This is a genomic window from Rhizobium sp. P40RR-XXII (assembly GCF_012641405.1).
GTDB lineage: Bacteria > Pseudomonadota > Alphaproteobacteria > Rhizobiales > Rhizobiaceae > Rhizobium.
On record NZ_JABAII010000002.1, the window covers coordinates 1 to 12,651 of the forward strand.

14 protein-coding genes and 2 pseudogenes are annotated in these 12,651 nt (G+C 60.5%); 7 read left to right on the forward strand and 9 right to left on the reverse strand.

Features of this window, described 5'->3' with window-relative positions:
- Positions 1–291, forward strand: a pseudogene (locus HGP16_RS03300) (transposase); the annotation flags it as partial.
- Positions 292–378: 87 nt separating this feature from the next.
- Here HGP16_RS03300 and HGP16_RS03305 read toward each other — a convergent pair.
- From HGP16_RS03305 to HGP16_RS03315, 3 genes are read right to left on the reverse strand one after another with little or no spacing between them, the layout of a single operon-like run.
- Positions 379–1,182 carry an anti-sigma factor family protein gene (locus tag HGP16_RS03305; RefSeq protein WP_168838609.1) on the reverse strand — a complete coding sequence of 268 codons (804 nt, stop codon included), beginning with the start codon at positions 1,180–1,182 and terminating at the stop codon, positions 379–381.
- The gene (locus tag HGP16_RS03310; protein WP_168838610.1) at positions 1,179–1,733 is read right to left on the reverse strand and encodes an RNA polymerase sigma factor; all 555 of its coding nucleotides are present in this window, start codon (positions 1,731–1,733) and stop codon (positions 1,179–1,181) included. The genes HGP16_RS03305 and HGP16_RS03310 overlap by 4 nt, the downstream gene beginning before the upstream one ends.
- A complete protein-coding gene (locus tag HGP16_RS03315) occupies positions 1,717–2,097 on the reverse strand; it encodes a hypothetical protein (RefSeq protein WP_168838611.1) in 381 nt (126 codons plus the stop codon). The genes HGP16_RS03310 and HGP16_RS03315 overlap by 17 nt, the downstream gene beginning before the upstream one ends.
- Positions 2,098–2,250: 153 nt before the next feature.
- Between HGP16_RS03315 and HGP16_RS03320 the strand changes: the two genes are divergently transcribed.
- The 3 genes from HGP16_RS03320 to HGP16_RS03330 all read left to right on the forward strand — a co-directional run bounded on the left by HGP16_RS03320 (position 2,251) and on the right by HGP16_RS03330 (position 4,783).
- Positions 2,251–3,378: an ATP-dependent RecD-like DNA helicase gene (locus HGP16_RS03320; RefSeq protein ID WP_168838612.1), complete on the forward strand. Its 1,128-nt coding sequence runs from the start codon at positions 2,251–2,253 to the stop codon at positions 3,376–3,378.
- A 185-nt stretch (positions 3,379–3,563) separates the two neighbouring features.
- Positions 3,564–4,316 carry a pyridoxine 5'-phosphate synthase gene (locus HGP16_RS03325; RefSeq protein ID WP_168838613.1) on the forward strand — a complete coding sequence of 251 codons (753 nt, stop codon included), beginning with the start codon at positions 3,564–3,566 and terminating at the stop codon, positions 4,314–4,316.
- An 83-nt stretch (positions 4,317–4,399) separates the two neighbouring features.
- Positions 4,400–4,783: a GFA family protein gene (locus HGP16_RS03330; protein ID WP_168838614.1), complete on the forward strand. Its 384-nt coding sequence runs from the start codon at positions 4,400–4,402 to the stop codon at positions 4,781–4,783.
- Between the two features lie 144 nt (positions 4,784–4,927).
- Here the strand turns inward: HGP16_RS03330 and HGP16_RS03335 are convergent, their stop codons facing one another.
- The gene (locus tag HGP16_RS03335; protein WP_168838615.1) at positions 4,928–5,815 is read right to left on the reverse strand and encodes an SDR family oxidoreductase; all 888 of its coding nucleotides are present in this window, start codon (positions 5,813–5,815) and stop codon (positions 4,928–4,930) included.
- Between the two features lie 139 nt (positions 5,816–5,954).
- Between HGP16_RS03335 and HGP16_RS03340 the strand changes: the two genes are divergently transcribed.
- The gene (locus HGP16_RS03340; RefSeq protein ID WP_168838616.1) at positions 5,955–6,371 is read left to right on the forward strand and encodes a winged helix-turn-helix transcriptional regulator; all 417 of its coding nucleotides are present in this window, start codon (positions 5,955–5,957) and stop codon (positions 6,369–6,371) included.
- A 9-nt stretch (positions 6,372–6,380) separates the two neighbouring features.
- Positions 6,381–7,628 carry an NAD(P)/FAD-dependent oxidoreductase gene (locus tag HGP16_RS03345; protein WP_168838617.1) on the forward strand — a complete coding sequence of 416 codons (1,248 nt, stop codon included), beginning with the start codon at positions 6,381–6,383 and terminating at the stop codon, positions 7,626–7,628.
- Positions 7,629–7,718: 90 nt separating this feature from the next.
- On the opposite strand, the gene HGP16_RS03350 is transcribed toward HGP16_RS03345, so the two are convergent.
- The 5 genes and pseudogenes from HGP16_RS03350 to HGP16_RS03370 form a co-directional block, all read right to left on the reverse strand.
- A complete protein-coding gene (locus HGP16_RS03350) occupies positions 7,719–8,945 on the reverse strand; it encodes an MFS transporter (protein WP_168838618.1) in 1,227 nt (408 codons plus the stop codon).
- Positions 8,946–8,999: 54 nt separating this feature from the next.
- Entirely contained in the window at positions 9,000–9,617 is a 618-nt protein-coding gene (locus HGP16_RS03355) for a TetR/AcrR family transcriptional regulator (RefSeq protein WP_168838619.1), read from the reverse strand.
- A gap of 91 nt (positions 9,618–9,708) precedes the next feature.
- Positions 9,709–10,215: pseudogene (locus HGP16_RS03360) on the reverse strand (GNAT family N-acetyltransferase).
- A gap of 86 nt (positions 10,216–10,301) precedes the next feature.
- Positions 10,302–11,231, reverse strand: coding sequence for a helix-turn-helix domain-containing GNAT family N-acetyltransferase (locus tag HGP16_RS03365; protein ID WP_168838620.1), 930 nt, complete (start codon positions 11,229–11,231; stop codon positions 10,302–10,304).
- 71 nt (positions 11,232–11,302) lie between these two features.
- A complete protein-coding gene (locus HGP16_RS03370) occupies positions 11,303–12,022 on the reverse strand; it encodes an aspartate/glutamate racemase family protein (RefSeq protein ID WP_168838621.1) in 720 nt (239 codons plus the stop codon).
- 161 nt (positions 12,023–12,183) lie between these two features.
- Here HGP16_RS03370 and HGP16_RS03375 point away from each other — a divergent pair, with 161 nt between their 5' ends.
- Positions 12,184–12,648 (forward strand): Lrp/AsnC family transcriptional regulator, encoded by a 465-nt coding sequence (locus HGP16_RS03375; RefSeq protein ID WP_168838622.1) that lies wholly within the window; start codon positions 12,184–12,186, stop codon positions 12,646–12,648.
- The last annotated feature ends 3 nt before the right edge of the window (positions 12,649–12,651 follow it).

Genomic DNA, 12,651 nt, shown 5'->3' on the forward strand with positions numbered 1-12,651 from the left:
ATGCCCTGATCGAGGGCCTACCCGCCGACATCGTCATGGCCGACACCGCTTATGACAGCGATCGCCTGCGCAATGCCATCGCTGATAAAGGCGCTGTGGCGGTGATCCCCAACAATCCTTCCCGCGCAAAAATACCCGCTGGACAAGCATCTCTACGCCCAGCGCCACCTGATCGAGTGCTGCTTCTCGAGACTCAAGCAGTTCCGCACGGTCGCTACGCGCTTCGAAAAAACCGCCGAAAACTACCTCGCAGTCGTCACTATCGCAGCAATCGTCCTATGGATCAGATAACTGTCCACACTTCCTAGCCCACATGGTGAGGAGGCCTAAAAGGCCGTCTCGAACCACGAGGGTGGGTGAGTGGTCTCCGCTGGGGCATCAGGATGAGAATTGCTTGTAGCACTCGTCCGCCACCTGCCGCAGCATGTCACGCGAGATCTCGCCGGTGACGGCATAGCCGAGGTCGCCGTCGATCCAGTAGAAGGTCTCGACGGCGTTGTCGCTGGCGAAGCGGAAGCTGGTCGTGGTATTGCCGCTATTGCGCCCGACCAGCACGGTCAGGCGCTGGCCGCTGGCATTCTCATACATGAACAGGGCGCCGGGCGTACCGTTGATCGGCAGCAGCCGGCCGCCGACCAGCTGGAATCCCAGCTTCTGCAGGCTCGGTACCTTGAGGCCGGCCACATTCATGCGCTTGCCAAGCCAGGTGGCGAGATGTGCCTCCTGATCCGCGCCGACTTCGACGGGATGGCGGACATCGCTGGCATAGACGACGAAGGCCGAATGCGCCTGCTGCGGCAATGCCTCGATTGAGGTCAGCTGCAATTCGGGCCGCGCGAAAAGATCGGGGCCGAAATGGCCTGCTGCAGCGCCGGCCACAAATAGTACGAGCGAGGCGGCGAGCATCGTCAGCTTGCGGCTTCGCTGTGGCGCAGTCGCCTGGGCAGACGATATGTTTCTGCTTTTCGAAAAGAGGTCCGCGTCGCCGTCCTTCGATATGGCATAGGGGGAGAACATGGCGCGGATTTCATCGTTCTGGACCTGCCATGTCGCAACGGCAGCGGCGTTCTCGGGATTTTCGGTCAGCCATGCCTGCAATTCCGCCTGCTTCTCCGGTGGCAGAAGGCCATCGGCAAAGGCGTGAAGGTCCGCTTCGGTCACGGTCGGTTTGCGTTCGTTCATCTTGGTCTCCGAAGCGTGACAACATTGTCTGCATTCAACAGGCTGGTCATCTTCTGGCGCGCGCGCGACAGGCGCGACATCACTGTGCCGATCGGGATATCAAGCATGTCTGCGACATCCTGATAGCTGTAGCCTTCGACGACGACGAGCATCAGCACTGCTCGATAGTCTTCGCCGAGGTTGTTGAGAGCCAGTTCCAGGCGTGACCGCTGCAGCGGGTCGTTGTCGGTTTCGGCGGCAGGCAGATGGCTGTTGTCATCGATGTCGACGAAGCTGCGGCCGCCTTGCTGGCGCAGTCCGTTGCGATAGAGATTGGTCATGATCGTCAACACCCAGCCGCGCAGGTTCAGTCCGCGCCATTGGCCGCGCCGGGTCAAAACCTTTTCGACACAATCCTGAAGCAGATCTTCGCCATCCGCATCCGAGCGGGCAAGGCTGCGCGAATAGCGGCGCAACGAGGGGAGGAGCGCCAGCACCTCCGCCTCGAAGCTATCGGGCGCGGCGGAGGCTCCCGCCGCGCCATTTTCCGGATTGTCAGGGCCGTGCGACATCCCATACGCCCTTGAAGCCGTCGCCGGCGACATCACCGGACTTTGCGTCCTTGATGAAGAAGTAGAGCGGCATGCCGTCCTTTGCCCACTGTTTCATCCCGTCCTTGCGGGTAATGATCGAATATGCACCTTCCGCCTTGGCTTTGCCATCGGCCATGAGCGGCGGCCAGGCTTTCGCGCAATCGCCATTGCAATTGGATTCGCCCGACTTGTCGTTCTTGAAGGTGTAGAGCGTCTTGCCGTTTTCGCCGGCAAGCACCTTGCCCTTGGAGCTTTCGACCGTTTTGACGGGGGCCGCGGCGAAAGCGGCTGTGGCAAAGGCCGACGCCGCAGCGAGCGCGGCCAGGAATCTCATGGTTTTCATGTTGTCTCTCCTCGGGTGGGTGGATGATGGTTATCCAGGCGTCGCATTTTTGCGCTGCCGGACATGAGACACGGGTGCGCTTGATTTTATTCCCAGCTCGCCGGGTATTTTTTACTGCTTGCTTCCAGCGGCCGAATCCTGCCAATTCGGCCGATGCAATTCGCGCCGCAACAAGATGAAGCGCTCAAGGCCGTCGCCAAATGGCTGAAGGAGGGGCGCTCGCCGCTGTTTCGCCTGTTCGGTTATGCCGGCACGGGCAAGACGACCCTTGCGCGGCATTTTGCCGAACATGTGGATGGCGAGGTGCTGTTTGCGGCCTTTACCGGCAAGGCGGCGCAGGTGCTGCGCTCGCGCGGCGCTTCCAATGCGAAGACCATCCATTCGCTGATCTACCGGCCGCGCGGCGAGGAAGCCGTTGAGGATGAGGAGACGGGCAAGACATCGATCGCCCCGATGTTCACCATCAACCGCCAGAGCCCGGTCTCCAAGGCCGCGTTGATCATCGTCGACGAATGCTCGATGGTGGACGAAGCGCTTGGCAAGGATCTGATGAGCTTTGGAACGCCCATTCTGGTGCTTGGCGATCCCGGCCAGCTTCCGCCGGTTTCCGGCGGCGGTTTCTTCACGAATGAGGAGCCGGATTATCTGCTGACGGATATTCATCGTCAGGCCCGCGACAATCCGATCATTCAGCTCGCCATGCAGGTGCGTGAGGGCAAGGAAATCATGCATGGCGATTATGGCACCGCGCAGGTGATCTCGAAGAATGAAGTCACGCAGCCGCTGGTGCTGGAGGCGGATCAGGTTCTCGTCGGCACCAACAGGACGCGCCGGCGCTACAATCAGCGTCTGCGCGAACTCAAGGGGTTTTCCGCCGACTATCCGCAATCCGGCGACAAACTTGTCTGCCTGCGCAACGATCCCGCCAAGGGTCTGCTCAACGGCTCGCTTTGGCAGGTCATGACATCCTCCAGGGAAACGACGAAGCCGGGCATCAATCTGCTGGTGCGGCCGGAAGACGACGACATGGATCGTGGTGCGGCCAAGATCAAGCTCTTGAAACAGGCCTTCGAGGATGTCGAGGGTGAGATTCCCTGGTCGACGCGCAAGCGCTATGACGAATTCGACTATGGCTACGCGTTGACCGTTCATAAGGCGCAGGGCTCGCAGTGGAACAATGTCGTGCTGTTCGACGAGAGCTGGGCATTTCGCGATACGCGCGAGCGCTGGCTCTATACGGCCATCACCCGCGCCGCCGAGACGCTGACCATCGTCCGATAAGTCGCGCTTGGGGCAATAGATATCCGCAAAAGGACTTTGCTGCCGATGCGTCACCGCATGGCGATGCCACTTTGCCGTGACCATCAAAGTTTTGCATGGGTCGATGTCGGAATCTCGTTGGTTTCGCTGGTCATAATGGCATAGAACGGCACTATCATCCGCTTTGAAAATCAGGGATTTCGATCATGCCCGCCAAGCTCTCCGTGAACCTCAACGCCATCGCGATGCTGCGCAACCGGCGTGATCTTCCCTGGCCGAGCGTCACGGGTTTGGGCCGTATCGCGCTGGCGGCCGGCGCCAGCGGGCTGACGGTTCATCCGCGTCCCGATCAGCGGCATGTGCGCTTTTCCGACCTGCCCGAAATCCGTGCGCTGATTGATGACGAGTTTCCGGAAGCAGATTTCAATATCGAGGGCTATCCGAGCGACGAGTTCTTCGATCTCTGCGCTTCTGCCGAGCCCGAGCAGGTGACACTCGTGCCCGATGATCCCACTCAGGCGACCTCGGACCACGGCTGGGATTTTCGTAGGAATCGCGAGCTGCTGGTTGCGGTCGTCGCCAAGTACAAGAAGATCGGCTGCCGTGTGTCGCTGTTTGCCGATGGCGACGGCGATGCGGACGCCGTTAAGATCGCGAGAGAAGTTGGTGCGGATCGCATCGAGCTTTACACCGGCCCCTATGGTGGCTGCTATGATGATCCGCAGAAGGCTGCTGTCATTCTTGAGGCACTCGGCAAGACCGCCGATGCAGCCTTCGCCAACGGCCTTGATGTCAATGCCGGCCACGACCTGACAGTCGCCAATCTTCCGGCGCTGCTGAAGCGCATTCCGAAGCTCGCGGAGACCTCGATTGGCCATGGGCTGACGGCGGATGCACTGGAATATGGCATGGCCGAAACGGTGCGGCGTTTCCGCCGGGCTTGCGGACAGACGGTTTGAAGCCGACTGGGCGGGTTCGTGAGCCGAGCCGCCGTCCAGACGCGGTAGCTTTCGGCTGCCCTTGACATCAGCCCATCTGCCCAATGCGGGGCTGGGCGCGACGTGCCGTAACCTACCAGGTTGCCGACGACTTCGCTTATGCGGTGAACTGCCATTGTTCGAACTGCCGGCGAACAACCGGGTCGGCCTTCAAACCTCTGGCGGGTATCCCATCCGAGAAGATCGGGATAGTCGATGGCGCGGAAAGCGTCATGATCTACGGCGACGCGGCGGCTCCGTACATCCACTGCAGAATATGCGGCTCGCTTCTCTATGCGATCGTCAAGGACGGCACTTACGCCCATGTTACGATGGGTACGCTTGTCGACACGCCAAGCATACGTCCCACACACCATGTTTTCGTCGCATCGAAAGCCGAGTGGTATGAAATTACCGATGATCTGCCGCAATATGCGGAATCGGATTGATCGCTCTTTCCACATGCGTTGACGGAGTTATCCTCGTTGCAGTCCACACTTTGATGGAGGCGGAAGCTGCCTCGCCCCGCATTTGCGGGGAGAGGGGTTGTTCGTAGGCTAGCGGTAAGAACGCTTTGCCAGCCGTTCCAAGACTTAGCCGAGCAATGCGGCCTTGTGTTCCTCGAAGAAGCTGCGTAGCGTCTGCGGCTCCTTGCCGGTCAGCTTGTTGAAGTCGTTGGTCAGGATGTCGAATTTGCCGGCGCGGATGTTGGCGTCGGCGGAGACGAGCATGTCGACCACGAATGGCGGCAGGCCGGCACCGGTGAGACCGGCGGCAAGCTGTTCGTCGTTGACGTCAATAACCTCAAGCGGACGGCCGGTGATCCTGCTGACGACACTCGCCACATCCGCGATGGTGACGGCGGTCGAGCCTGTCAGCGTGTAGGTGGCGCTTTCCGCGCTGTCGGAAGCCAGGGCGGCGGCGATGGCGAGTGCGCAGTCTTCGCGGCTGATGTTGCTGACGCGGCCGCCGCCGGTCGCGGTGTACCACTTGCCGACTTCGAGGCTATGCGGCAGGCCGTGCAGGTAGTTGTCGAAATACCAGGCGTCGCGCAGGATCGTGTAGCCGATGCCGCTAGCCTTGATGGCATTTTCCGTGCCGAGGTGGTCGGGGGCGAAGCTGACAAGCGAATCTTCCGGAGCCGGCATTGAGGTGTAGAGGATATGCTTCACGCCGGCCTTCTTCGCGGCTTCTACGGCGGCCGTGTGCTGCTTCAGGCGCTGGCCGGGAACGGCGAGCGCGTCGGTGCTGATGATCAGCAGGCGATCGCCGCCAGTGAAAGCCGCAAGCAGGGTGTCGGCATCATCGAAATCGGCCTTGCGGGTAATGACGCCCTTGGCGGCGAGGTCGGCAAGCTTCTCCGGGCTACGCGTGGCGGCAATGATGCGGCCAGGAGCGACTTTGTATGTCTCCAGCAGGTGATGAATGACGCGCTGGCCAAGCTGACCCGCGGCACCGGTAACGAGAAGAGTGCTGCTCATATTGGTTTTCCTTGTTTGACCACCGCGGATTTGCAGTGACCGTGTTGCTCTCAAAAAGAGACTAGCGCTAGAATAGGAATTGACTTCGCGATGTAAAGGAGGCAGTTTTTCGGCTCCAAGTTACCAAAAGGGAACCGGCATGGGTGCCAGCACCGTCGTCAATCTGCGCAGCAGAGATTCCGCGTTACGCGATGTGGATCTCAGCAATCTCGATTTCAGCAATTGTCCGGTGCGCGACCTCATCTCACAGATCGGCGGAAAATGGTCGGTGCTGCTGATGGAAACGCTGGCAAAGCGGCCATACCGTTTCGGCGAACTGCGTCGTCTTGTGCCTGATATCTCCCAGCGTATGCTGACGCAAACGCTGCGCGACCTTCAGCGCGACGGCTATGTCGACCGCGAGGTCTTTCCCACCAAACCGCCGAGTGTCGAATACCGCATGACCGATCTCGGTTATTCGCTGTACGAGCCGCTGGCCCAGCTCCTGAATTGGGCGGAAGCCAATCATGAGGCTGTTAAGGCCGCAAGAGCCCGTTTCGATCAATCGCCGGACTGAGCCTTTACAGTGAATCCATTGAAAATCGCCATCGTCGGCGCCGGGCCTGCCGGGCTTGCCGCTTCTCTCTTTCTTTCTCGTGCCGGCCACACGACCGATATCATCGAACGGTTCGACAGCCCGGCCCCCGTCGGCTCGGCGCTGATGCTGCAGCCGACCGGATTGACCGTGCTGGAATCGCTCGGGCTCGGCCCAGCCATTCATGCCGCCGGTAACCGCATCGATCGGCTGTTCGGCACGGAGACCACTCGTGGCCGCATCGTCCTTGACGTGCGCTATAATGCGCTGCCCGGCGGCCGCTATGGGCTTGGCGTTCATCGCGCCGCGCTATTCGATACGCTTTATGATGAAGTCTCCGCACGGCAACACCCGATCCATACCGGTCAGCGGGTCCTTGGCGTGATCGAAGAGGGGGCCGGCAGCTTTCTCTCCGTCGAAGGCGGCGAGCGCCTCGGACCCTATGATCTCGTCATCGATGCCAGCGGCGCGCGCTCCGAGCTGGTGGCAGCGTCACCCGTCGCGCCGCGTGCACGCAGCCTCGTCTATGGCGCCTTTTGGGCGACGCTCGACTGTCCGGACGGATTAGTGGATCAGGCTGCCCTGACGCAGCGCTATGACAGGGCGAGCGTAATGATCGGCGTCCTGCCAATCGGTAGCAGAAGACCGCATTTGCCGAAGCAGGCGGCCTTGTTCTGGAGCTTGAAGGCCGCGGATGCCGATGAGGTGCGCAAGCGTGGGCTGGAGCGCTGGAAGCAGACGATCCGCGGCTATTGGCCGGGATGCGAGCCGTTGCTGGAGCAGATCACCGATTGGGACCAGCTGACGCTTGCACGTTACGCCCATCGCACGATGAAGGTGCCCTATAGCGGGCGAACGGTTTTCGTCGGCGATGCAGCCCACTCCACCAGCCCGCAGCTCGGGCAGGGCGCCAATATGGCTCTGCTCGATGTGGCGGCGCTGGCGCATGCGCTTGCAGGACATGAAACTATCGAGGCTGCTCTTGCGGCCTATGCCAAGGCGCGGCGGATGCATGTGCGGCTGTTCCAGCTGCTCTCGGCCGCGTTCACGCCCTTCTATCAATCGGACTCGGCGGCGCTCGCCTGGATCAGGGACCGGCTGGTCGCCACAGTCGCCAGAGTGCCTCCCGCGCCGCAGATCCTGGCGGGCATCGTTTCCGGCACGCTGGTCGATCCGTTCAACGGCGCCGGCCTGCGGGAATGCGACTGGCTGCGGGAGGCTATACCGCAGCCGTCTTGATCAGTTCTCAGGCTCGAACCTTTCCGCTTTTCCTCGAATCGCGAAAATGCTCTATCCTTTTGTTTTTACATAATTTCAGACGGAAAGCCGCTACGCACTTTTCCTGGAATTGCTTTCGGTCAGGAAGGCAAGAAGCGCGATGACCGGGAAGGCGACGCCGATCCAGGAGGCCATCTTCCAGCCGCCGATGGCATAGGCCCAGCCGCCGAGCGCCGAGCCAAGGGCGCCGCCGGCAAAGAAGGTTGCCATGTAGAGCCCGTTGAGGCGGCTGCGGTGTTCGGCGCTGAGCGCGAAGATGGCGCGTTGACCAAGCACGAGGTTCGTCTGGACGCCGAAGTCCAGCATGATGCCCGACAGCGTCAGCGTGATCAGCGCCAGCAACGAGCCGCTGCCGGAGAAATGGCCGATCAGGAAGGCAACGATCGCAATCGTCAGGGCGAAGGCGGTGGCAAGCTTCGTCCAGCCGCGATCGGCAACGCGCCCGGCGATCGGCGAGGCGACTGCGCCTGCTGCGCCGGCCAGCGCGAAAAGGGCAATGCCGTTTTGCGTCAGGCCGAATGCAGGGCTTGCCAGCAATAGTGGGGTCGTCGTCCAGAAGAGGCTGAAGGCGCCGAACATGCAGGCCTGATATAGCGCACGGCGCTGCAGTACCGGCGTGCGGAGCGCGAGGTGGCCCATGGAAGACAAGAGCTGTCCGTAGTGCAGCTTGGTGTGCGGCACGCGGGTCGGCAGGACGAGGCGCAGGATGACGAGCAGCCCGATCATAATGCCGGCAGAGATGATATAGACCGCGTGCCAGGACAGGAGTTCGGACAGGAAGCTTGCCGCTGGGCGGGCGAGCATGATGCCGACGAGCAGGCCGCTCATGACATTGCCGACGACGGCACCGCGGCTGGCATCCGGCGCCATATGGGCGGCAAAGGGAACAAGCACCTGCACCGCGACGGACGCCAGGCCGATACAGAGCGAAGCGAGCAGGAACAGCGACGGCGACCATGCGAAGGCAGCGCCGACAAGAGCGACGGCGGACAGCGCCACCAGGGTCAGCACCAGCCTGCGGTTCTCGTGAAGATCACCCAATGGCACGATCAACAAGAGGCCGAGGCCGTAGCCGATCTGTGTCAGCGTGACGATGAGGCCGGTGGCGGCGGGGGTGAAGCCGAGCGACTGGCTGATCGGGCCGGCGAGCGGCTGGCCATAATAGAGGTTGGCAGCCACCAGCCCGCAGGCGGCGGCGAACATGAATGTCAGCAGCGGTGAAAGGGTCTTCTCGGGGAGCGGCGTGCTCTCCCGTCTGGCGGCGGCAGTTGCGGGCATATCTTGTCCTCGATGCGGGCAGGGGGAGTTTGCTCCCCGAAATTTCGATAAAAATCAGTTCAGCAGTTTCATGGCCGTCTCGGCGACGGCGAGCATATGTTCGGTCTTGCGGCCGGTCTTGCCGATCACGCGCATGCCCTTGGTCAGGGCAAGCAGCGCGCGGGCGGTGGTTTCAGGATCGACATGCTTCGGTACAGAACCATCCTCTTGTCCGAGACGGATCAGATTGAGGATGCGCCGCTCGTCGAAATCGAAGGCTACGCCAACCCGGCCGGCGACCTCCTCGTCGAAAAGCGCGAGTTCGGTCGCGCTGCCAACCACAAGACAGCCCCGCCGTCCGACCTCGCCGCATGATGCTTCGGCGAAGAACCTCAGCAATGTCCGCAGCTTTTCATAGGCATTCGGGGCCTTGGCAAGGGCATCGTCGATCAATTGCTGGCGTACGTGGCGATAGCGGTCGAAAGCGGCAAGGAACACCCCGCGCTTGTCGCCGAATGCCTTGTAGACACTTCCGGCCGTCAGACCCATGGCCTCGGTCAATTCGCTGATCGAGGCGGCATAATAGCCGCGCTCCGAAAAGACGCGCAGCGCTTCGTCGAGCGCCGAATCGATGTCGAATTCCCGTGGGCGTCCCCGGAGCTTCGGTGCGATGTCGAGTGTGTCTATCGTCATGTCACTCTTTTAGGAAATGATCGTTTCCAAATCAAGCGAATTTTTGCATCGCAGCAAGACATGGCGAGAATGGTGATTGCTGCTGGTTCCGCTATTCGTGGAAAAACGCCATGTGGATGGCGTCCTTGTAGCGTCCATCTATACGAAAAGACTTGCGTGCGAGGCCTTCACGGACGAAACCGACTTTCTCATAGAGCGCGATAGCCCTGCCATTATCGGCATGCACGCTGAGCTCGACGCGTTCTATTCCCACATCGCGGCGGCCTGCAGCGTCGTTTCTATCAATCGACGCCCGAGCCCCTGGCCGCGATAGGCTGGAATGATGCCCATGCCGAGCTTGCCGGTGTGGGCGTGGGATGGAAAGCCATGACGGCTGATATCGCACCAGCCGACCACCTTCCCGTCGGCAAGAGCAACGAATTGCGGGTTGCCGTTCTCGATCATGCCGAGCACGAAGGCGCGTGTCTCCTCCAATGGAAAAGCTTCGAGCAGCGATAGATATTCTTGCTCGCGCGCCACCGTATCGAGCGCCTTGTGAAAGCCTTTCGATGTACTCGTTGGCGATGGGTTCTATCCGGATTTCGGTGTCGATGGTCATGGCGAACAACTCGGTGCAAATCAGGGCTGCAGCGAGGATATGATTCAACTGCGAGCCTGTCTATCTGCATGCGCCGTCAACGACATTTACAGATCGAGCACCCAGGTCTGGCCGTTCAGTTCAGGGCCGAACATGCGATGCTTTTCTTCTGCGGTCAGCCTGAAGCCCGCCTTGACGTAGATCGCCCGTGCCGTGTCGAGGATATCGTTGGTCCAGAGCGAAAGGCTGCTGTAGCCCGCATCGCGCGAGAAGCGGATGCATTCGTCGACCAGCAGCTTGCCGAGGCCAAGGCCGCGCGCAGCCTTGTCGACATAGAGCAGCCGGAGCTTGGCAACGCCGTCGCCGCCATCGGCGATTATGGCCGATCCGACATTCACGCCACTTCGCTCGGCGATCCAGCAGCGATCCTTTTGCGGATTGAAATTGGAGAGGAATTTTCCGGCGACCTCGGCCGCCAACCCTTCGAAGCGGTCGTCCCAGCCGAATTCCTCGGTGTAAAAACGCGCCTGGCTTTGCACGATCCAGCCGATATCTCCCGCCCGGTGGTTGCGGATGATCGCGGGGGATGCCGTGGTTCGATCCATGCCGAGCGTGTCCTTTATCGTCTGCATCGCCGCAACGACGCGCTCGGGTTCGCCGATCGCGAGCTTTTCGAAATATCCGGCGATCTGGGCACGAGAGCGGCGGACGAATTCCTCGAACTGCACCTGTCCCTTTTCGGTGACTTTTATGACCTGGCTGCGCGCGTCGGTCGGGTCCGGCGTCGTTTCGATCAGCCCATCCTCGCGAAAGCGCTTGACGATGCGGCTGAGGTAGGCTGGATCGAGATGAAGCTCGCGTGTCAGCGCCGAAGCGGCGACACCACCGCGGAAGCCGACCTCGAACAGCACGCGCGCATCCGTGAGGGTATAGGGACTGTCGAGATAGGCCTTGTTCAGGACGCCAAGAAAATTGGTGTAGAAGCGGTTGAAGTCGCGGACGGCATCAATGGTCGCGAATTCGGCGGCAGGACTCATGGCATCGTCTCCTCAGATATAGGAGACGATGTCCGTCATTTGTTGGACTCAGTCAAGTAAATTGATCGAGATCAAGCAGCGCAACTTTTGCTGCTCTTTTCATTTGCAAGCGCGAAATCGACGGCGGTTTCGGCGTGGATCGTCGTGGTGTCGAAGCCAGGCAGGATCAGCGCCTTGGGATCGAGGATCAGGCAGATTTCGGTGCAGCCGAGAATGACGCTGTCGGCACCTTCCGTCTTGGCACGCTCGATGATGCCGTTCAGCTTCCGGCGCGACTCGTCCTTGATGATGCCGGCGCAGAGTTCGTTGAAGATGATGTCATGCGTCACGGTGCGATCCTCAGGGCCGGGAACCATGATGGAGACACCATTCTTAGCCATGCGCTCGGCATAGAAGCCGTGTTCCATTGTGTAGCGGGTCGCGAGCAGCAGGGGCTTGAGCCGGCCTGCGGCCTTCAGCGCCGCCGCGGTTTCATCGATGATGTGGATGAGCGGCACGGAAACGCGGGCAGCAAGCTCGGATGCGATCAGGTGCATGGTATTGGTGCAGATGAGCACGCATTCGGCGCCGGCGGTCTGGAGGCGCTGCGCGGCATCGGCAAGCCGGTCGGCGGCATCGCTCCAGCGTCCCGCCTTCTGCAGCGCGACGATTTCTTCGAAATTGACGGAGTACATCACCAGTTCGGCGGAGGAGAGGCCGCCCAGCCGCTCGCGGACCATTTCATTGATCAGGCGATAATAGACCGCCGAACTCTCGAAACTCATGCCGCCGATCAGGCCAATGGTGCGCATAATGCTGTTCTCCGCTCCTAATGTGTGAATGGAGGAATATTGCTGCGATTCAGCCGCCGCGTGTTTGCATTTTTTGAAGTCTATCAAAGTTTTTCTGTAATAGTTTGCGCATTTTTCCACTTTTGTGCAAAATATAGGCGTATGAATGAGGATTACCGCACATGCTGGACGAACGAGACCGAAAGATTCTTGAATTTTTGCAGGCTGATGCCGGCATTTCGGTAACGGAGCTTGCCGATCGTGTCGCGCTGTCGGTCTCGGCCTGCTCGCGCCGCATCCAGAGGCTTGAGGAAAGCGGACATATCGCCCGGCGTATCGTCGTGCTCGATCGCGAGAGGATGGGCGTGCCGACCACGGTCTATGCGCTGATCAAGACGGCGCATCATGCCGACGAATGGATCGAATCTTTCCGCAAGGTGATCGGTGATATCCCAGAGATCGTTGAAGCGCACCGGCTGACAGGTAATTACGATTATATCCTCAAGATCGTGCTGCCGCGTGTTGAGCATTATGACGTCATCTACAAGATGCTCGTGCGCAAGGTCGAATTGTTCGATGTTTCTGCATCGATCTCCATGGAGGAGCTGAAAAGCGGGGCGTCCGTTCCGGTTGGATATGCGCGTTAAGCA

Excerpts from the sequence above, each read along its gene's own strand:
- HGP16_RS03330 (WP_168838614.1), top strand. The coding sequence starts at position 4,400 with ATGCGGGGCTGGGCGCGACGTGCCGTAACCTACCAGGTTGCCGACGAC.
- HGP16_RS03365 (WP_168838620.1), bottom strand. The coding sequence starts at position 11,231 with ATGAGTCCTGCCGCCGAATTCGCGACCATTGATGCCGTCCGCGACTTC.
- HGP16_RS03315 (WP_168838611.1), bottom strand. The coding sequence starts at position 2,097 with ATGAAAACCATGAGATTCCTGGCCGCGCTCGCTGCGGCGTCGGCCTTT.
- HGP16_RS03305 (WP_168838609.1), bottom strand. The coding sequence starts at position 1,182 with ATGAACGAACGCAAACCGACCGTGACCGAAGCGGACCTTCACGCCTTT.
- HGP16_RS03375 (WP_168838622.1), top strand. The coding sequence starts at position 12,184 with ATGCTGGACGAACGAGACCGAAAGATTCTTGAATTTTTGCAGGCTGAT.
- HGP16_RS03310 (WP_168838610.1), bottom strand. The coding sequence starts at position 1,733 with ATGTCGCACGGCCCTGACAATCCGGAAAATGGCGCGGCGGGAGCCTCC.
- HGP16_RS03325 (WP_168838613.1), top strand. The coding sequence starts at position 3,564 with ATGCCCGCCAAGCTCTCCGTGAACCTCAACGCCATCGCGATGCTGCGC.
- HGP16_RS03340 (WP_168838616.1), top strand. The coding sequence starts at position 5,955 with ATGGGTGCCAGCACCGTCGTCAATCTGCGCAGCAGAGATTCCGCGTTA.
- HGP16_RS03320 (WP_168838612.1), top strand. The coding sequence starts at position 2,251 with ATGCAATTCGCGCCGCAACAAGATGAAGCGCTCAAGGCCGTCGCCAAA.
- HGP16_RS03355 (WP_168838619.1), bottom strand. The coding sequence starts at position 9,617 with ATGACGATAGACACACTCGACATCGCACCGAAGCTCCGGGGACGCCCA.
- HGP16_RS03350 (WP_168838618.1), bottom strand. The coding sequence starts at position 8,945 with ATGCCCGCAACTGCCGCCGCCAGACGGGAGAGCACGCCGCTCCCCGAG.
- HGP16_RS03370 (WP_168838621.1), bottom strand. The coding sequence starts at position 12,022 with ATGCGCACCATTGGCCTGATCGGCGGCATGAGTTTCGAGAGTTCGGCG.
- HGP16_RS03335 (WP_168838615.1), bottom strand. The coding sequence starts at position 5,815 with ATGAGCAGCACTCTTCTCGTTACCGGTGCCGCGGGTCAGCTTGGCCAG.